Consider the following 18369-nt stretch of genomic DNA (forward strand, 5'->3'; position numbering starts at 1 on the left):
TTTTTCGCGCCGTCCAGCCGCGCGTGCCCTACTGCGCCGTCGCGAGAATGATTCTCACTAATAATTTCTTATATAACAAGGACTTGGGTATTTTGTCCAAAACCGTGCAATGCGTGATTTTTGGAGAGAATCCGTCAATAGGTGTTTCTACGAAGCCGTTGCATTTATACAAAACGAATATGTTTCTCGATTGTATCGAATGAATTTACGTGCACGAACGCAGGTTAAAATGCACAATTCGAGTGCTGTTTCCATACGGCATTTTTTATTTTTATAAGAGAGAGATTGTTCATGTCTGACGACCAGCAATCTCCTTCGCGTCGGCGCCTGATCAAGAGCCTGATGTTCGTGCCGATGGGTGTCGGCGCGGCGGGCGTCCTGAATGCCGGCCTGAAACCTGCGGATGCTGCGGCGACCGCTGCTCCGGAAGGGAAGCCGGATGCCTACAACCCGGCCTTCTTCACCGCGGACGAGTGGCGTTTCCTGACGGCCGCCGTCGATCGCCTGATCCCGCACGACGAACACGGCCCGGGTGCCATCGAGCTGGGGACCCTGGAGTTCCTCGACCGCCACATGCAGACCCCGTACGCGGCCGGCAGCATCTGGTACCTGCAGGGTCCGTTCCTGGAAGCGCCGGGGGAGTTCGGCTACCAGGGCAAGCTGCCGCTGAAGGACATCCTGCGCGTCGGCATCAAGGATTTCGACAGCTACTCCGCCAAGAATTTCGGCGGCAAGAAGTTCGCCGACCTGGACAAGGCCCAGCAGGAAGCGCTGCTGAAGGATTGCGAAGGCGGCAAGCTGAAATTCGAGAACATCTCGTCGAAGATTTTCTTCGCCAACCTGCTGACCGAGACCCGCAACGGCTACTTCGCCGACCCGAAACACGGCGGCAACAAGGGCATGGGCTCGTGGAAGATGATCGGCTACCCGGGCATGCGCGGCGACTACCTCGACTGGGTCGAGGTGCGCGACAAGCCGTATCCGATCGGCCCGGTCGACCTGGCCGGACGCCGTGGATAAACGCGAGGAATAACAGACAATGGCAATCGTAAAGAACAAAGTGGACGCCGTGATCGTCGGCGCCGGCTGGACCGGCTCGATCCTGGCGAAGGAACTCACGGACCAGGGCCTGACCGTGGTCTGCCTGGAGCGCGGCCCGGACCGCGACACCGTGCCCGATTTCGCGTATCCGCGCGTGGTCGACGAACTGGAAGGTTCCGTGCACCGCAAGTACCTGCAGTCGCTGTCGCAGGAAACCCTGACCATCCGCCATAGCGTGAACGACACCGCCGTGCCGTATCGCCAGATGGGCTCGTTCAAGCCGGGTACCGGCGTGGGCGGCGCGGGCAGCCACTGGTCGGGCGCGCACTTCCGTCCGCTGCCGGAAGACTTCACGGCACGCAGCAGCCTGGAACAGCGCTACGGCAAGAAGCTGATCCCGGCCAACATGACCATCCAGGACTTCCCGATCACCTATGACGAGCTGGAAGAAAGCCTGGACATGTTCGAATACGTGTGCGGCACCTCGGGCAAGGCCGGCAACCTGAACGGCACGATCATCGAGGGCGGCAATCCGTTCGAAGGCGCCCGCAAGCGCGAATACCCGCTGCCGCCGAACCCGAACTACCTGGGCGCGGAAATGTTCTACAAGGCCGCCGCCGAGATGGGCTACCACGCCTATCCGATCCCGGCCTCGAACGCTTCGCAGCCGTACATCAACCCCTACGGCTGCCAGATGGGCCCGTGCAATGCCTGCGGCTTCTGCTCGGACTACGGCTGCCTGAACTACTCGAAGGCGAGCCCGAACGCCAACGTCTGGCCGGTCGTGCGCGGCCGCAAGAACTTCGAGATGCGCACCCACGCCCAGGTGCTGAAGGTCAACCTGGATGCCGACAAGAAGAAGGCCACCGGCGTGACCTACCTGGATGCCCAGGGCCGCGAATGCGAGCAGCCGGCCGACATCGTCCTGCTGTGCGCCTTCTCGTACATGAACGTGCACCTGATGCTGCTGTCGGGCATCGGTACCCCGTACGATCCGGTCACCAAGACGGGCACCATCGGCAAGAACTACTCGTACCAGAACCTGAACCGCGTGAACCTGTTCTTCAACGAAGACGTGCACGCCAACCCGTTCATCGGCATCGGCGGCGCCGGCGCCACCTTCGACGACCTGAACGGCAAGCAGAACGATCCGACCAAGTCCGGCTTCATCGGCGGCGGCATCGTGTGGGCGCGCCAGCCGGGCTCCGGTCCGATCCGCGGCATCGCCACGCCGCCGGGCGTCCCGAACTGGGGCAGCGAGTGGAAGGCGGGCGTCAAGAAGTTCTTCCGCCACCAGTTCTACTTCGAGGTGCAGGGTTCGTGCATGTCGTACGACGACGCCTACCTGAGCCTGGACCCGAACTACAAGGATGCCTTCGGCCGTCCGATGCTGCGCATGACCTTCGACTGGCACGACAACGAGATCAAGGCTTCGCAGTACCTGGTCGACAAGGCCCAGCAGATGTCGAAAGTCCTCAACCCGGTGGCGATGAAGGGCGATGCCAAGAAGGACGGCTCGCACTACAACATCACCCAGTACCAGTCGACCCACACCTGCGGCGGCGCGATCATGGGCAAGGATCCGAAGACCTCGGCCCTGAACAAGTACCTGCAATCGTGGGATGTGTCGAACGTGTTCGTGCCGGGCGCCAACGCGTTCCCGCAGAACAACGGCTACAACCCGACCGGCCTGGTGGGTGGCCTGGCGTACTGGTGCGCCAAGGCGATCCGCGAGCAATACCTGAAGGCCCCGGGCCCGCTGGTGCAAGCATAAGGACAGACGACAATGACGATGAGTACTACTAAAAAAGCAATCGCCGCTGTCGTCGGTATCGGCGCGGTGGTCTTCGCCGGCGCGCTGGCCTATGCCTTGACGCCGACCGAGACCCGCGCCATCGCCCCGGCCGACGCCGGCGTCGACCAGGCCAAGCTGGTCGAGATGGGCCGCTACGTCGCGATCACGGCGGACTGCGTGGCCTGCCACACGGCCCCGGGCGGCAAGTCGTATGCCGGCGGCCGCGTGATCCAGTCGCCGATCGGCAATATGTACAGCACGAACATCACGCCCGACAAGACGAACGGCATCGGCAACTACACGCTGAACGACTTCGACCGCGCGATCCGCCACGGCATCCGCAAGGATGGCGACTCGCTGTATCCGGCGATGCCGTACCCGTCGTACGTGAAGCTGAGCGACCAGGACCTGCGCGCCCTGTACGCCTACTTCATGCACGGCGTGGAACCGGTGAACCAGGCCAACCACAAGAACGACATCGCCTGGCCGCTGTCGATCCGCTGGCCGCTGGCGATCTGGCGCAAGCAGTTCGGCCCGGGCGATCCCGCCCCGTTCCAGGTCTCGAAGTACCAGAACGAGCAGCTGGCCCGCGGTGCCTACCTGGTGCAGGGTCCTGGCCACTGCGGTACCTGCCACACGCCGCGCGCGGCGACCATGCAGGAACTGGCGCTGGACGAGTCGGGCAAGGCCTTCCTGGCCGGCGGCCCGCTGATCGACGGCTGGCGCGCGGTCAACCTGCGCGGCGACAAGGTCGACGGCCTGGGTTCGTGGACCGAGCAGGACATCGTCGACACGCTCAAGACCGGCCGTAATCGCCACAGCGCGGTGGTCGGCGAGCCGATGAACGACGTCGTCGCCCACAGCGGCCAGCTGATGAACGACGGCGACCTGCACGCGATCGCGCTGTACCTGAAGTCGCTGCCGGCTGATGGCGCCGGCAAGGCCACGTTCGCGGCCAGCGAGGACACGGCGCGCATGCTCAAGGCCGGCAACGACCGCGACAACCGCGGCGCCCAGCTCTACCTGGACAACTGCGCCGCCTGCCACCGCACCGACGGCAAGTCCAACGCGATCACGTTCCCGGCGCTGCCGGGCAACCCGACCGTGCTGGCCGACGATGCGACCACGCTGGTGCGCGTGATCCTGGCCGGCAGCCGCCTGCCGTCGACCAAGGAACGTCCGTCGGACCTGGCGATGCCGGGCTTCGCATGGCGCCTGTCGGACGACGAGACGGCGCAGCTGGCCACCTTCGTGCGCAGCAGCTGGGGCAACCACGCCGGCGGCGTGAGCGCCGCCGATGTCGCCAAGGTACGCAAGGCGATCGAGCACGACGGCGGCAAGGACATGGACCAGGCCAACACCAAGTAAGCCATCCCGTCCATTGCCGGACCCGAAGGCGGCGCCGCGAGGCGCCGCCTTTTTTCATGGCGCCGACGCGCGCGTGCGACCTTTGGCATACTGATGAGATGAATGCACACTTGACTCTCTACCGCGCCTGCATGGGTGCGGCCCTGCTCCTGGCGGCCAACGCGGCCCATGCGGATCCCGGCGACGACGCCATCAGCCCGGACCGTCCCGGTTTCGCGAACGCCCCCGACGTCGTCGGCAAGGGCCGCATCCAGCTCGAAACGAGCGTACAGTGGGACCGCGAGCGCCACGACGACGAGCACGAACGCACCATCTCCACGCCCACGCTGCTGCGCTTCGGCGTGAGCGACAAGGTCGAGCTGCGCCTGGAAACGGACGGCCGCGACATCGTCCACGACGTCGACCCGGCCAGCGGCGAACGCACGACCACGGTCGGTTATGCCGACACGGCGCTGGGCATCAAATGGCATCTGGCGGACCAGCAGGGCGCGCGGCCGTCGCTGGCGCTATTGGGCGAAGTGGAGCTGCCCAGCGGCAGCCGCGACCTGCGCGGCCGCGGCGCCCGCCCGGCCGTCTACCTGCCGGCGGGCTGGGACTTCGACCGCGGCTGGAGCGTGCAGTTCGAGCCCGGCGTGGCGATGGAGAACGACGAGCGCGGAGCGCGCTACCGCTACGGCTTCCTGGCGCTGACGCTGGCGAAGGAGTTGTCGGCGCGCTGGCAGGGCTACGTCGAGGTGGCGGCGCCGCAGATCGCCTCGAGCGAGCATGGCGGCACCCAGGCGGCGGTCGACGGCGGCTTCATGCTGAAAGTGTCGAAGGACTGCCAGCTCGACCTGTCGGTCGTGCATGGCCTGAATCACCGGACGCCGGATCTGAGCCTTGCGTTCGGCGTGTCGATCAGGCGTTAGTACCGGCGCACCGATACGTCGTCTCCGGCACTGCCGGAAACGACTCCCTGCGCAGGCAGGGACCCAATTTTTCAAACGCCGTCGGACGGCACGCAAAAATTGGGCCCCCGCCTGCGCGGGGGCGACGTGGCTTTCGGTCAGCCCGTATTCCGCAACCCCGCCGCCACGCCGTTGATCGACAGGTGGATCCCCCGGTGCACCCGTTCGTCCACCTTGGCCGGATCGTTGGCCAGCGCGCGGTGGCGCCCGATGAGTTCCACCTGCAGGTGGTTGAGCGGGTCGATGTAGGCGACGCGGTTCTGGATCGAGCGCGCCAGCAGCGGGTTGTTCACCAGCCGTTCGCTGTTGCCCGTGATCCGTTCCAGGCACTGCAGCGTGCGCGCGTGTTCCGCCGCGATGCGCTTGAAGATGCGCTCGCGCAGTTCGGCGTCCGGCACCAGCTCGGCGTAGCGCGAGGCGATCGCCAGGTCGGTCTTGGCCATCACCATGTCCATGTTCGACAGCAGCGTGGCGAAGAACGGCCAGTGGCGGCCCATGTCGCGCAGCAGTTCCAGGTCGCCGCCGTCCGCGAGCCAGCCGTCGATCGCCGTGCCCACGCCGTACCAGCCCGTCAGCAGCAGGCGGCACTGGCCCCAGGAGAAGCCCCAGGGGATGGCGCGCAGGTCCTCGATGCGGCGCGTCGACTTGCGCGAGGCGGGGCGCGAACCGAGGTTCAGTTCCGCGATCTCGGCGATCGGCGTGGCGGCGAAGAAGTAGTCGGTGAAGCCCGGGGTCTCGTACACCAGGTCGCGGTAGGCCGTGTACGCGCGCTGCGACAGGTCCGCCATCGCGGCCTCGAAGCGCTGCAGGCGCTCGACCTGGGCGCGGTCTTCGCCGTGCGGCATCAGGCCCGCTTCCAGCGTCGCCGCCACCAGCAGCTCCAGGTTGCGCCGGCCGATTTCCGGATTGCTGAACTTCGACGAGATGATCTCGCCCTGTTCGGTCAGGCGGATCTGGCCGTTCACGGTGCCCGGCGGCTGGGCCAGGATGGCGTCGTAGCTCGGGCCGCCGCCGCGGCCGACGGTGCCGCCGCGGCCGTGGAACAGGCGCAGCTTGACGTTCGCGTCGGCGAACACCTGCACCAGTTTCAATTCGGCCTGGTACAGCTCCCAGTTCGAGGTGAGGAAGCCGCCGTCCTTGTTCGAGTCCGAATAGCCCAGCATGACTTCCTGCAGCCGGCCCTGGTGCTCGATGACCCGAGCGACGATGGGCAGCGCCATCCACTCGGCCATGATGCCTGCCGCGCGCTGCAGGTCGGGAATCGTCTCGAACAGGGGGATCACCATGACCTCGCTCTTCTGTTCGCCCGGCTGCAGCAGGCCCGTTTCCTTCTGCAGCAGCAGCACTTCGAGCAGGTCCGACACGGTCTCCGTGTGCGAGATGATGTAGTTGCGGATCGCGCGGGTGCCGTAGCGGCGGCGCACCTCGCGCGCGCAGCGCAGCACCTGCAGCTCCTTGGCCGTTTCTTCCGCATACTCGGCATACGGGGTGTACAGCAACCTCGGCTGCGCCAGCTCGGCCAGCAGCAGCTTGACCTTCGCGTCTTCGTCGAGCGCCGCGTAGTCGGCTTCGACGCCGGCGCGCGCGAACAAATCGGCCAGCATGCGCTCGTGGATGTCGGAACTCTGGCGCATGTCGAGCGAGGCGAGGTGGAAGCCGAACACCATCGAGGCGCGCTGCAGCGCGGCCAGGCGCGGCGTGGCCAGGATGGCGCCGTGGTTCTGCACCAGCGAGGTGGCGATCACCTGCAGGTCCGCGTGGAATTCGGCCGGGTCGCCGTACGGGGCGGCGTGGCCCACTTCCTTGCGCAGGTTGCTCATGGCGCCCAGCTCGCGCGCCGTCGCGGCCAGGCGCGCGTAGATGCCGATCAGCGCGCGCCGGTAGGGCTCGTCCTTGCGGTGCGGCGAGTGGTCGGGCGAGGCGTCGGCCAGCGCCAGCAGCGCCTCGCTGGCCGGCACCAGCAGCGTCGACGGCGACAGTTCGGCGCCCAGCGCGTGGACCTCGTCGAGGTAGAAGTCGAAGATGGTCGTGGCCTGGCGCACGAGGGCGCGCTGCATGGTGTCGGCGTTGACGTTGGGATTGCCGTCGCGGTCGCCGCCGATCCAGCTGCCCATCTGCATCCAGGCGGCGCCGTCCAGCGCGTGCGCCGCGTCTTCCGCCGCGCCGCCGAAGCTGGCCGCGATCTCTTCCTCGACGTCGTCGTACAGCGCCGGCAGTTCGCGCAGGAAGGTGCTGCGGTAGTAGGACAGGGCGTTCTCGATCTCGTCGGCCACCGTCAGCTTTTCGTAGCGCAGCATGCGCGTCTGCCACAGCGTGGCGATGCGCGCCTGCAGCAGCTGCAGGTTGCGCGCGCTTTCCTTGGGCGTGAGCGGCAGGTCGCGCTCGGCCAGCAGGCGGGCGATGTCGTGCTCCGCGTCCAGGATGCTCTTCCTCTGGACTTCGGTCGGGTGCGCCGTCAGCACGGGCGCGATCAGCGCGTCGCGCAGGAAGGACTGCACGGTCGCGCGGTCGACGCCGGCATCCTTCAGGCGCTCCAGCGCATACGGCACCGACGAGGGGTGCGGCCTGGAGCCGGCCAGCAGGTGGGCGCGGCGCCGCCGCACGGTGTGCTGGTCCTCGGCGATGTTGGCCAGGTGCGAGAAGTAGGAAAAGGCGCGCACGACCGAGTTGGTCTGCGCGCGTGTGAGCGTTCGCAGGAGGGCCTTCAGTTCCACGCCCGCTTCCGGATCGTCTTCGCGGCGGAAGCGCACGGCGGTCTGGCGGATCGTCTCGACCACGGCGAAGACTTCTTCGCCTTCCTGGTCGCGCACGACGTCGCCGAGCAGGCGGCCGAGCAGGCGGATGTCTTCCTTGAGGGGCGCGTCGCGGTCGGCGCCGGCGGAAGCGGGAGCGGCCAGCGCCTGGGCTTGGGCGCGGGCATCGGTGAGTTCTGGTGCAGCAGGTTTGTCCATGTCGACCACAGGTTGAATTGTTGGGAACAACTACCGAGCAGCTTGTCTAACTTTCGGCGGGGGCTTGGGGCCGGCCGAAGGGGCGCATGCTAAAATTTGTGATCGATGGCATGCGCCGCACCGGCGTCGGCCGATCCAGGCACAACGACAGTGAAAGAATCCGTTTTGAACTCCAACACGACCCCCACGCTTCCCGCGAAACTGATTATCGCATCGCGCGAGAGCCGGCTGGCCATGTGGCAGGCCACGCACGTGCGCGACCGGCTGGCGGCATTATATCCGCAGTGTCAAATCGACATCCTCGGGATGACGACGCGCGGCGACCAGATCCTGGACAAGACCCTGTCCAAGGTCGGCGGCAAGGGCCTGTTCGTGAAGGAGCTCGAAATCGCCATGGCCGAGGGCCGCGCCGACCTGGCCGTGCACTCGCTCAAGGACGTGCCGATGGAACTGCCGGAAGGGTTCGAGCTGGCCGCCGTCCTGGAACGCGAAGACCCGCGCGACGCCTTCGTCTCGAACGATTACGACAGCCTGGGCGGCCTGCCGGCCGGCAGCGTGGTCGGCACCAGCAGCCTGCGCCGCCAGGCCCTGATCGCCGCGCGCTATCCGCACCTTGTGATCAAGCCCCTGCGCGGCAACCTCGACACGCGCCTGGGCAAGCTGGACCGCGGCGACTACGCGGCCATCATCCTGGCCGCCGCCGGCCTCAAGCGCCTGGGCCTGGAGCGCCGCATCCGCGCCTACCTGTCCATCGAGGACAGCCTGCCGGCCGCCGGCCAGGGCGCGATGGCGATCGAGATCGGCAGCGCCGCGCGCGCCGACGGCGCCGACCTGCGCGCGCTGCTCTCGCCCCTGAACCACGAGCACACGGCCCACGCCGTGCGCGCCGAGCGCCAGGTGTCGCGCTTCTTCGGCGCCAGCTGCCAGATCCCGTTGGCGGCCCACGCCGTCGTCGAGGGCGATACGCTGTCGCTGCGCGCCATGGTCGCCACGCCGGACGGCCTGCGTACCGCCTATGCGGAAGGCTCGGGCCCGGCCGCGCTGCCGGAAACGCTGGGCGAGCAGGTCTCGGCGCTGCTCGAACAGCAGGACGCGGCCGCGATCCTGGCCGAGTGCAAGGCCGAGGCGGCCGCTGGCGAAGGCCTTCCGGCCGCCGCTGCCGGCGATGCTTAAGCCGGTCGTCATCACCCGACCCCGCCAGCAGGCCGAGCCGCTGGCCCGCGCCGTGGCCGCCCTCGGGCGCACGCCGGTGCTGCTGCCGCTGCTGGACATATCCCCGATCGACGACCAGGCCGCGCTGAAGGCGGTGCTGGACGGCCTGGCGCGCTATGCGCTCGTCGCCTTCGTCTCCCCCAATGCCGTCGATGCCGCCTTCGCCCACCTGGCGCGCTGGCCGGACGACGTGGCGATCGCCGTGGTGGGCGAGGGCAGCCGCGCGGCGCTGGCGCGCCACGGCGTGACCGATGACCGCGCCACCATCCACTGCCCGAAGGATCCCGCCTTCAGCGATTCCGAACACCTGTTGCAGGCGCTCGACCTGGATGCCCTGCGCGACCGGCACGTGCTGGTGGTGCGCGGCGAGAGCGGCCGCGAACTGCTGCCGGATGCGCTGCGCGCGGCCGGCGCCCGGGTCGAAACGGTTGCCGCCTACCGGCGCGCCGTGCCCACCCTTACGCCCGAACTCGCCGCCACGCTGCGCACGCTGCTGGCCCAGCCGCACGACTGGATCGTCACCAGCTCGGAAGCGCTGCGCGGCCTGGTAGGCCTCGTCGAAGGGCTGGGCGATGGCGCAGGTGTGGCGCGATTGCAACAACAGCGCCTGATCGTGCCCCATGCCCGGATCGCGGAAACGGCCCGGGGACTGGGTTTCGGCCATTTGACGCTGACCGGGTCCGGCGACGAGCGCCTGCTTGCCGCGTTACAATCATGAGCATGAACGAACTGCCCAATAATCCCGAACACCCGAACGCGAGCGCCCCGGCCGTGCCGCCGCTGCCGGCCCCGGCCGGGCCCGCGCACCCGGGCGAGCCGCGCGTGCCCGAGGCCTCGGGCCTGTTCCAGAAACCGCAGAACATTGCCATCCTGGCGCTGGCCGTGCTGCTGGCGCTGCAGACCTGGTCCAGCCACAGCCGCTTCAACAAGCTGCGCGAGGACGTCGCCCGCACCCTCCAGAAGGACAATGCGGCCAACGCCGAGACGGCCCAGCTGGTGCGCGATACCCAGGACACGGCGAAGGAACTGCAGGTCAAGGTCGGCGTGCTGGAAAGCCGCCAGGCCGAGTCGGCGAGCCAGCAGGCCGCGCTCGAGCAGATGTACCAGGACGTGTCGAAGAACCGCGACGAGTGGGCGCTGTCCGAGATCGAGCAGGTGCTGTCGACCGCCAGCCAGCAGCTGCAGCTGGCCGGCAACGTGCAGGGCGCCCTGATCGCCCTGCAGAACGCGGACCGTTCGCTGTCGCGTTCCGACAAGCCGCAATTCATCACGATCCGCCGCGCCATCGCGCGCGACATCGACCGCCTGAAGGCGCTGCCGTCGGTCGACCAGGCCGGCATCGCGCTGCGCCTCGATAACGTGATCTCCCAGATCGACACGCTGCCGCTGCTGTCCGACGAAAAGCCGGCCGAGCCGAGCGCGCCCACGCGCGTGAATCCGCCGGCCAGGGCCAAGGCACCCGCAGGGCCGGCGGCCGCCCGCGCTGCCGGTTCCGCCGCGGCGGCGCCGGAGGTGCCGGAAATGACGCTGTTCCAGCGCGTCGTGACAACCTGGCGCAACTGGAGCCACGAGATGTGGGACGACATGCGCCAGCTGATCCGCGTGCGCACCGTCGACACGCCGGAAGCGCTGATGCTGTCGCCGAGCGAATCGTATTTCGTGCGCGAGAACCTCAAGCTGCGCCTGCTGAATGCGCGCCTGGCGCTGCTGTCGCGCAACGAAGGCACGTTCCGCGACGACATCAACAGCGCCCAGCAGACCCTGGTGAAGTACTTCGACACCAAGGCGCGTTCGACCGTGGCCGTGCAGGGCCTGCTGCGCCAGGTACAGGCGAACAACGTCTCGATCGACGTGCCGGACCTGTCCGAGAGCCTGAACGCCGTGCGCAACTACAAATCGAAGCCCTAGACGATGCGTTTACTCCTCTGGTTAGTCGCCCTGATGGCCGCGGCGATCGGCATTGCCGTGACCGCGCGCTTCAACCCCGGCAACGTGGTGTTCTTCTATCCGCCGCACCGGATCGACCTGTCGCTGAATTTGTTCGTGGTGCTGGCCGCGCTGCTGTTCCTCGTCCTGTACGGCCTGGCGCGCGCCGTGCGCGCCACCTTGCGCATGCCCGAGCGGGTGGCGGCATACCGCCTGCGCAAGCGCGAGCGCGAAGCCAACCGCGGCCTGCGCGACGCCCTGAAGGCCTTGTTCGAGGGCCGCTTCGGCCACGCCGAGTCGGCCGCCCGGCGCGCCGCCGAGCTGCCGGACAACGCGGGCCTCGCGGCCCTGATCGGCGCCCGCGCCGCCCACCGCATGCGCGAGCCGGCACGGCGCGACGCCTGGCTGGCCGGCATCGCTTCCGACAACGCCATGAAGACGGCGCGCCTGATGACCGTCACCGAACTGCTCGTCGACGAGCACAAGCCGGAAGGCGCGCTGGAAGCCGTCGCCGAGCTGAACGCCAGCGGCCAGCGCCACATCCATGCGCTGCAGTGGGCCATGAAGGCCAACCAGCAGGCGCGCAACTGGCCCGAGGTGCTGCGCCTCGTGCGCACGCTGGACAAGCGCAACGCGCTGCATCCGGCCCTGTCCGCGCGCCTGCGCGAGATGGCCTATGAGGCGCTGCTGTCCGAAGGCGGCCACGATGCCGAATCGATCCGCCGCCTGTGGTCCGAGGTGCCGGCCGGCGACCGCCTGCAGCCGGCCGTGGCCGCGCGTGCCGCCGCCGCCTTCAATGCGCGCGGCCTGCACGACGAGGCGCGCGTGATCGTCGAGGATGCGCTCAAGGCCGAGTGGGACGAGCGCGTGGTGCGCGCCTACCGCGACGCCGCCGGCCCGGAAGGCTCGCCCACGCTGCTGGCGCAGATCGAGCGCTGCGAAGGCTGGCTGCGCGCGCATCCGGGCGACGCCGAGCTGGCGCTGACGCTGGGCGCCCTGTGCCTGCGCCAGAAACTGTGGGGCAAGGCCCAGCGCTACCTGGAGGATGCGCTGTCCGACGCCACGGGCCCGGACAATGTGCGCGAAGCCCACTTGAAGCTGGCCCAGTTGCACGAGGCGCTGGGGCAGCAGGAGCAAGCGAACCACCATTACCGGCAGTGCGCGCTGGCAACGGTGCTGTAGCCGGGGCGTGATCGCCGTTTCTCGGAAAGCCTGGAAGACGCTATCTTTCAGGCTTTTTTCTTTAGAGGAACCTGCGAACGAGCCCATCGCCCCCGTCATGCCGCCGCGCGGTGTTCCGGCGGGCACGGGCAACGCCTGCTTGCCGTGAAACCTTGTGCGACGCACAAGCTGAGGACGATTCGCTATAATTGCCATCTTTATTGTTTCTCCTGCAATCGATTCAGAAACCAAGGAACCCCCATGAGCCTGAACAACGTCAACGCCGGCCGCGATGTGCCGAACGATTTCAACGTCGTCATCGAAATCCCGATGAACGGCGATCCGGTCAAGTACGAAGTGGACAAGGAGTCCGGCGCGATCTTCGTCGACCGCTTCATGGGCACCGCCATGCACTACCCGTGCAACTACGGCTACGTTCCGAACACCATCGCCGACGACGGCGACCCGTGCGACGTGCTGGTGCTGACCCCGTTCCCGCTGCTGCCGGGCGTGGTCGTGCGCTGCCGCGTGCTGGGCGTGCTGAAGATGACCGACGAAGCGGGCGGCGACGCCAAGATCCTGGCCGTGCCGGTCGAGAAGCTGCTGCCGCTGTACGCCAACCTGAAGACCGTGGACGACGTGCCCGAGCTGACCCTGCGCCAGATCCAGCACTTCTTCGAGCACTACAAGGACCTGGAAAAGGGCAAGTGGGTCAAGGTCGACGGCTGGGCCGGTCCGGACGCGGCCAAGGAAGAAATCCTGAACGGCGTGAAGGCGTTCGAAAGCAAGCAGCAGTAATTTTTCGCTGCTCGCAAAAAAGGCCGGCGCCTTCGGGCGGCCGGCCTTTTTTGTTGGCGCTTGCATGGCGCGGATCGCTGCCGACACGATGCGTGCGTTACGCTTGGCAGCGTCTAGGCAGCGTCGGCGCGCGTCGTGGGTGGGCGGCCCATCGACGCGCCGTCGACGTTGGCGCTCCGCCTACCAGCCGATGTCGCGCAGCAGCGGGAAGGTCAGGTCGCGCGGCGGCGTCACCTCGTGCGTCAGGTCGGTGTTGATCGACGGCTCCATCAGCTGGTTCGGACTCGCTTCCGTCGTGTAGTGCGACACCGACGAGCCGGGCGAATAGATCGTGGGCGTGTACATCAGGATGCGTCCCGCCTCGTCGGCGCCGGCCAGGCGGCTCGTGTCCAGGCCCAGGCCGGCCGTCACGCCGGATTGCGTGCGCGAACGGCGCTGCAGGGCGGCCTTGAGCTTGATGCCGTCGGCCTGCGTCACCCGCACCGCCGGGATCGTGATGCCCGGATCGCTGCCGCCCAGGCTGGCCACGTCGCCGGGCTGGTTGTCGGCCACCACCATGCCGATCGCGCCCGCCGCCTGCACGTTGCGCGCCTTGGCGACGAAATCGCAGCTGCCGCGGTCGACCAGGGCGACATTGCCGCGCACGGCCAGGCTGTTCAGTGTGTCCAGGGGCTGGCAGGCCAGGCCCGTGCCGTCCGTCTGGTCGACCACGGGCATCAGCTGGCCGCCCACCGGCGTGGCCGACAGCGCGGGGCCGAAGGTGGCGTTGCCGACGCTGTAGTTGCCGGCCGCGCCGCCGGCTGCCGATCCGCCGATCGCCAGGTTCGGAGAGGCCGTCAGTACCTGCGGCACCGCCGCCGTCACGTTGGGGCCGTTCCAGGACAGGCCGCGCCAGGTGACGGCCGAGGCCGCGCGCTGGGCCGGCGTGCTCTCGACCCAGCTGCGGTTGTTGCGGTTGTCGACCAGGTAGTAATCCCAGATCGACGGGATGCCGAGGATTTCCTCGCCCGTTTCATCGTCGGTGAAGGTCTGGAAGCCCAGCCCGTGCGCGAATTCGTGCAGCAGCACGGTGACGAGGTCGATGCCGCTGCCGAAGTTGCGGTCCAGGCCCAGGTAGAAGCCGGCGCCCGGCAGGCAGTCGGAGAACAGGCCGAGGCGCGAATTGAAGCGGGCGATGATGTGCGGCTCGCCCGGCGAGGCGACATCCTCGTCGGCCAGCTTGCTCGCCAGCGCGGACGGGTACCAGGTGTTCGCGCGCGGCGCGTTCGGGAAGTCGGACCAGATCTCGTTGGCGCCGGCCGAGCCGAGCACGGCGCTGCTGGCGGTGCAGGACAGCGGCACGAACGAGGCGCCGATGCGGATCGTGACGTTGCTGGTCAGCGTGGCGCCCCAGATGTCGGCCGCGCGCTGGAAGGCGTAGAAGCGCTGCTGGCCCAGCGTGGTGCCGGGGTTGCCGCCCACCGGTGTCGCCGGCGTGGGGTCGTTGAAACCGACCCCGGCCGCGTTCTGGTTGACGATGACGATGGTGGCGGCGGCCTGGGCGCCACCGGATGCGCAGGCCAGGGACAGCGCCAGCGCGCCGAGGGCGGCGGCGGCCGTGTCGCGGAACGGGCGGGGCAGGAGATCAGCGGGTTTCATGGTCGTGCTCCTTGTGCTCTTGCCGGGCGGGACGGGTCAGCGCATCCTGGGCGGCCCCGTCGCCGTGCACGCACTGGCTGGACAGGCTGCCGTCGGCGCTGCGCGTGACGACTTCGTAGACCATGGTCTTCTCGCCGAGGCGCACGCCGCGCGCGCCGTCGCGGCGCGTCGTGACGGACGGTTCGCGCAGCGGCGCCAGCCCGGCGGCCGGGGTGCGCGCGCGCAAGGCCTTCGCTTCGTCCGGCGTCGGCGCGCGCAGCTTGCCCGTCTGGGCGTCGCGCACGACCACCATGCCGTCCTGTTTGCCATCCTGTTTGGCATCCAGCGCCCCGGCATGCGCATGCTGGGAGAACGCGGCCAGCAGGCATAGCGCGAGGGCGCCGCTCGTGAAGTCGGTGTGCTTGGACATGGGGTTCTCCTTTCTCAGCCGACGCGTTCGTCGTGGCGCGCACGCACGTGGCGGCCCAGCAGCGGCAACAGCGCGATGCCCACGGCCAGCATCAGCCAGCTGGACGGTTCGGGCACGGCGGTGACGACGCTCACGCTATCCAGGCCGATGTAGCTCAGGGTATCCGCGGGACCCACGTAGCGGAAGGCGAATCGTCCACCGCCCGTCTCGGCGATGCTCGCGGAAAATTGTTGCCAGTCGAGCGGATAGTCGGCGCTGCCGCCCACCGTGGCGAGCAGGGTCGAAAAGCCGGCCGTGTCGGTGCCGGCGCCGGACGAGAAGCGCACCTCGAGCACGTCGTTGAAGCCCGTTTCGTCGGCGCGCCGCGTATGGAAGCTCAGCGAGGTGATGCCGGAGAGGTCGAGCGTGGGCGTGATCAGCCAGTTGTCGACGCTGCCGCTGCCGTTGGCCGCGCCCAGGTAGCTGGCGGCCGCGTAGGCGTCGGCGGCGCCGGATTGGGCCGGGAAGAGGCCCGCATTTCCCTGGAACCAGCTGCTGCCGGGCGGCACGCTGTTGTTGACCTGGACCCATCCGCTCGCGCCTGCAACGTCGGCGAATCCTTCGTTGAGTACTTCGATCCCGGCCGCCTGCGCGGCCGAGGCGCCCAGCGCGGCCAGCGTTAGCGCCGCTGCCGCAAACAAGGTTCTCACGGGTTTCATGGAAGCCCTTTCAGTGGAAGCCAGTAGGAGGGGGGATGGCCCGCGCTGGCTGTCGACGAGGCCATGCATGACTCATCATAGGAATCGCATAAGCGACCGGCTTGATCTTTAGCTAATGGATGGGGTAGACAGGCGAAGTACCGTCGGGCAGGACGCACGGGGGCTTGGGACGAGATGTGCTGATGGTGGCACGTGGTGCCCACCCTACGGTAGGCCCCAGCATCGGCGGACGCGAAACATCGTGGGGTGGGCACCACGTGCCCACCGTGCACGGAACGATCAGCCGCGCAGGAAGCGCCGCAGCCGCAGCTTGCCGACGATCCCGATCGGGAAGAAATAAATGGAGAGGATGAACAGCACGCCGAGCCACAGCAGCCAGCGGTCCGGATGCAGGGCCGCCGCCAGCAGCGGCACGCCGGACAGCAGTTCGGAGGCCTGCCCCATCAATTCCTTCAGGTAGTTCTGGGCCAGGATGAACAGCGTGGCGCCGACCACGGCCCCGTACATCGTGCCCATGCCGCCGATGACGACGATCAGCAGGATGTCCGTCATGACTTCGAAGCCGAGCATCGTCTTGGGTCCCACGTAGCGCAGCCACAGGGCCATCAGGGCACCGGCCAGCGCGGCCACCACGGCCGCCAGCACATTGGCCCAGATGCGGTAGACGACGGTGCGGTAGCCCAGCGCCTCGGCGCGGAACTCGTTCTCGCGGATCGCCTGCAGCACGCGGCCGAACGGCGAATTCACGAGGCGCAGCAGGAACAGGAACAGCAGCGCGCAACCGAAGAACACGATGTAGTAAGTGACGAGCTTGCCATCCACGGCGCGCCCGAACACCTCGTTCTCCATCAGGCTGAAGCCGGGCGACAGCAGTTCGGGCACGCCGAAGGTGCGGCCGTCCTCGCCGCCCGTCAGGTCCGACAATTGCGAGGCCAGCACGGCGAACGAGGCGGCCACGGCCAGCGTGATCATCGCATAGAAGATGGCGCGCACGCGCAGGGCGAACAGGCCGATGACGAGGGCCAGCACGACCGTCAGCGCCAGCGCGATGCCCAGGCCGGCCAGCGCCGCGCCCCAGGTCGGTTCGTCGACGCTGGCCAGCCCGATGCCGATGCCGTAGGCGCCGATGCCGTAGAACATCGTATGGGCGAAGGAGACGATGCCCGTATAGCCCAGCAATAAATCGTAGGACGCGACCAGCACGACGTAGATGCAGATCGTGGCCGCCGTGTTCAGGGGGCGGGCGCCGGAAAACAGGAAAGGCGCGAACAGCAGGCCCAGCACGATGGCGACGAGCACCGTGGACAGGATGCGGCTGCGCGGCAGGTCGCCGGAAAGGAGTTGGGTCAGCATGTCAGTTGCGTCCTTTCGCATACAGGCCGGCCGGGCGCCACAGCAGGATGGCGATCATCAGCACGATGTTCGACACGAGCGCGAACTTGGGCGCCAGGTAGCCGGCGTAATTGGCGACGAGCGCCATCAGCAGCGCGCCGATAAAGCAGCCGCCGACCGAGCCGAGGCCGCCGATGATGATGACGATGAAGACCATCACCATCACCTCGCTGCCCATGTGCGCCACCAGGGTTTCCTTGTACAGGCCCCACATGGTGCCGCCCAGGCCCGCCAGCGCGGAACCGGCCGCGAACACGGCCACGAACAGGCGGCGGATGCGGTAGCCCATCGCCTCGACCATCTCGCCGTTCTCGACGCCGGCGCGGATCAAGAGGCCGATGCGGGTGCGGTTCAGCGTGAGGAACAGCACGGCGAACACGACCAGGCCCACGACGACGGCCAGCAGCCGGTATTTCTCGACGGCGGCGTCGCCCAGGAAGATGGCGCCGCGCAGCGCGGCCGGCAGCGGCAGCGCGATCTGCTCGGCGCCCCAGACGACGGTGATCAGCTGCTCCGACACGATCATGCCGCCCATCGTGATCAGGATCTGTTTCAGGTGCTGGCCGTAGACGGGCATGATGATGACGCGCTCGAACATCCAGCCCAGCAGGGCGGTGACGAGCATCGCGACGGTGACGGCCAGCGCCAGCACGCCGAGGTTGGCGGCCAGCGAGTCCAGCTCGAGCCAGCCGCGCATCGGCACCAGCACGAGGGTGGCGGCGTACGCGCCGACGGACACGAAGGCGCCGTGGCCGAAGTTCAGCACGCTCATCAGGCCGAACACGAGGGTCAGCCCGCTGGCCATGATGAACATCATCATGCCCATGGCGAGGCCGGCGACGGTCAGCGTGACCCAGGCGGGCAGGCTGACGAAGGGCAGCACGGCCAGCGCGACGGCCGGCACCAGCAGCAGCGGCAGGATGTCGCGCCGGGCCGCCGGCAGGGGGGCGTCGGCCTGGGCGAGAGGTAAGGTGGCGCTCACGTTTTCCATGATCTGTCTTGATGAGAGTTCCCGCAGGGTGGGTGCGGCCGG

Annotated in this window: 15 protein-coding genes; 9 read left to right on the top strand and 6 right to left on the bottom strand. The window is 68.0% G+C overall.

Features of this window, described 5'->3' with window-relative positions; genetic code table 11:
• Nucleotides 1-291: 291 nt before the first annotated feature.
• The 4 genes from ACI1V7_RS13805 to ACI1V7_RS13820 all read left to right on the top strand — a co-directional run bounded on the left by ACI1V7_RS13805 (nucleotide 292) and on the right by ACI1V7_RS13820 (nucleotide 5112).
• The gene (locus tag ACI1V7_RS13805) at nucleotides 292-1020 is read left to right on the top strand and encodes a gluconate 2-dehydrogenase subunit 3 family protein (RefSeq protein WP_404532320.1); all 729 of its coding nucleotides are present in this window, start codon (nucleotides 292-294) and stop codon (nucleotides 1018-1020) included.
• Nucleotides 1021-1039: 19 nt separating this feature from the next.
• Complete coding sequence (locus tag ACI1V7_RS13810; protein WP_404532321.1) at nucleotides 1040-2815, top strand: GMC family oxidoreductase; 1776 nt, start codon at nucleotides 1040-1042, stop codon at nucleotides 2813-2815.
• A gap of 18 nt (nucleotides 2816-2833) precedes the next feature.
• Nucleotides 2834-4204: a c-type cytochrome gene (locus ACI1V7_RS13815; RefSeq protein WP_404532323.1), complete on the top strand. Its 1371-nt coding sequence runs from the start codon at nucleotides 2834-2836 to the stop codon at nucleotides 4202-4204.
• A 110-nt stretch (nucleotides 4205-4314) separates the two neighbouring features.
• Entirely contained in the window at nucleotides 4315-5112 is a 798-nt protein-coding gene (locus ACI1V7_RS13820; RefSeq protein WP_404532324.1) for a transporter, read from the top strand.
• Nucleotides 5113-5249: 137 nt separating this feature from the next.
• Here ACI1V7_RS13820 and ppc read toward each other — a convergent pair whose 3' ends face one another.
• A complete protein-coding gene (ppc, locus tag ACI1V7_RS13825) occupies nucleotides 5250-8102 on the bottom strand; it encodes a phosphoenolpyruvate carboxylase (RefSeq protein ID WP_404532325.1) in 2853 nt (950 codons plus the stop codon).
• A gap of 105 nt (nucleotides 8103-8207) precedes the next feature.
• On the opposite strand from ppc, the gene hemC reads away from it, so the two are divergent.
• The 5 genes from hemC (at nucleotide 8208) to ppa (ending at nucleotide 13199) form a co-directional block, all read left to right on the top strand.
• Nucleotides 8208-9275 carry a hydroxymethylbilane synthase gene (hemC, locus tag ACI1V7_RS13830; RefSeq protein ID WP_404532326.1) on the top strand — a complete coding sequence of 356 codons (1068 nt, stop codon included), beginning with the start codon at nucleotides 8208-8210 and terminating at the stop codon, nucleotides 9273-9275.
• Nucleotides 9268-10032 carry a uroporphyrinogen-III synthase gene (locus ACI1V7_RS13835; protein ID WP_404532327.1) on the top strand — a complete coding sequence of 255 codons (765 nt, stop codon included), beginning with the start codon at nucleotides 9268-9270 and terminating at the stop codon, nucleotides 10030-10032. Before hemC ends, ACI1V7_RS13835 begins: the two co-directional genes overlap by 8 nt.
• Nucleotides 10033-10034: 2 nt before the next feature.
• Complete coding sequence (locus ACI1V7_RS13840; RefSeq protein WP_404532328.1) at nucleotides 10035-11222, top strand: uroporphyrinogen-III C-methyltransferase; 1188 nt, start codon at nucleotides 10035-10037, stop codon at nucleotides 11220-11222.
• Between the two features lie 3 nt (nucleotides 11223-11225).
• Nucleotides 11226-12422: a heme biosynthesis protein HemY gene (locus ACI1V7_RS13845; protein ID WP_404532329.1), complete on the top strand. Its 1197-nt coding sequence runs from the start codon at nucleotides 11226-11228 to the stop codon at nucleotides 12420-12422.
• Nucleotides 12423-12662: 240 nt separating this feature from the next.
• Nucleotides 12663-13199: an inorganic diphosphatase gene (gene ppa / locus ACI1V7_RS13850; RefSeq protein ID WP_404532330.1), complete on the top strand. Its 537-nt coding sequence runs from the start codon at nucleotides 12663-12665 to the stop codon at nucleotides 13197-13199.
• Nucleotides 13200-13379: 180 nt separating this feature from the next.
• Here ppa and ACI1V7_RS13855 read toward each other — a convergent pair whose 3' ends face one another.
• The 5 genes from ACI1V7_RS13855 to ACI1V7_RS13875 form a co-directional block, all read right to left on the bottom strand.
• Nucleotides 13380-14837: a PA domain-containing protein gene (locus tag ACI1V7_RS13855; protein WP_404532331.1), complete on the bottom strand. Its 1458-nt coding sequence runs from the start codon at nucleotides 14835-14837 to the stop codon at nucleotides 13380-13382.
• Nucleotides 14824-15246 (bottom strand): post-PEP-CTERM-1 domain-containing protein, encoded by a 423-nt coding sequence (locus ACI1V7_RS13860; RefSeq protein WP_404532332.1) that lies wholly within the window; start codon nucleotides 15244-15246, stop codon nucleotides 14824-14826. The genes ACI1V7_RS13855 and ACI1V7_RS13860 overlap by 14 nt, the downstream gene beginning before the upstream one ends.
• Nucleotides 15247-15260: 14 nt before the next feature.
• Complete coding sequence (locus tag ACI1V7_RS13865) at nucleotides 15261-15935, bottom strand: choice-of-anchor J domain-containing protein (protein ID WP_404532333.1); 675 nt, start codon at nucleotides 15933-15935, stop codon at nucleotides 15261-15263.
• A 288-nt stretch (nucleotides 15936-16223) separates the two neighbouring features.
• Nucleotides 16224-17297, bottom strand: coding sequence for a branched-chain amino acid ABC transporter permease (locus ACI1V7_RS13870; RefSeq protein WP_404532334.1), 1074 nt, complete (start codon nucleotides 17295-17297; stop codon nucleotides 16224-16226).
• Between the two features lies 1 nt (nucleotide 17298).
• Entirely contained in the window at nucleotides 17299-18327 is a 1029-nt protein-coding gene (locus tag ACI1V7_RS13875; RefSeq protein ID WP_404532335.1) for a branched-chain amino acid ABC transporter permease, read from the bottom strand.
• Nucleotides 18328-18369: the final 42 nt, after the last annotated feature.

Source organism: Massilia paldalensis, assembly GCF_044901715.1.
Classification (GTDB): domain Bacteria; phylum Pseudomonadota; class Gammaproteobacteria; order Burkholderiales; family Burkholderiaceae_D; genus Telluria; species Telluria paldalensis.

Bases quoted from the DNA above. Each gene is read 5' to 3' on its own strand.
- ACI1V7_RS13855 (WP_404532331.1), bottom strand. From the start codon at position 14,837: ATGAAACCCGCTGATCTCCTGCCCCGCCCGTTCCGCGACACGGCCGCC.
- ACI1V7_RS13860 (WP_404532332.1), bottom strand. From the start codon at position 15,246: ATGTCCAAGCACACCGACTTCACGAGCGGCGCCCTCGCGCTATGCCTG.
- ppc (WP_404532325.1), bottom strand. From the start codon at position 8,102: ATGGACAAACCTGCTGCACCAGAACTCACCGATGCCCGCGCCCAAGCC.
- ACI1V7_RS13805 (WP_404532320.1), top strand. From the start codon at position 292: ATGTCTGACGACCAGCAATCTCCTTCGCGTCGGCGCCTGATCAAGAGC.
- ACI1V7_RS13815 (WP_404532323.1), top strand. From the start codon at position 2,834: ATGAGTACTACTAAAAAAGCAATCGCCGCTGTCGTCGGTATCGGCGCG.
- ppa (WP_404532330.1), top strand. From the start codon at position 12,663: ATGAGCCTGAACAACGTCAACGCCGGCCGCGATGTGCCGAACGATTTC.
- ACI1V7_RS13875 (WP_404532335.1), bottom strand. From the start codon at position 18,327: ATGGAAAACGTGAGCGCCACCTTACCTCTCGCCCAGGCCGACGCCCCC.
- ACI1V7_RS13835 (WP_404532327.1), top strand. From the start codon at position 9,268: ATGCTTAAGCCGGTCGTCATCACCCGACCCCGCCAGCAGGCCGAGCCG.
- ACI1V7_RS13845 (WP_404532329.1), top strand. From the start codon at position 11,226: ATGCGTTTACTCCTCTGGTTAGTCGCCCTGATGGCCGCGGCGATCGGC.
- ACI1V7_RS13870 (WP_404532334.1), bottom strand. From the start codon at position 17,297: ATGCTGACCCAACTCCTTTCCGGCGACCTGCCGCGCAGCCGCATCCTG.
- hemC (WP_404532326.1), top strand. From the start codon at position 8,208: ATGGCATGCGCCGCACCGGCGTCGGCCGATCCAGGCACAACGACAGTG.
- ACI1V7_RS13810 (WP_404532321.1), top strand. From the start codon at position 1,040: ATGGCAATCGTAAAGAACAAAGTGGACGCCGTGATCGTCGGCGCCGGC.
- ACI1V7_RS13840 (WP_404532328.1), top strand. From the start codon at position 10,035: ATGAACGAACTGCCCAATAATCCCGAACACCCGAACGCGAGCGCCCCG.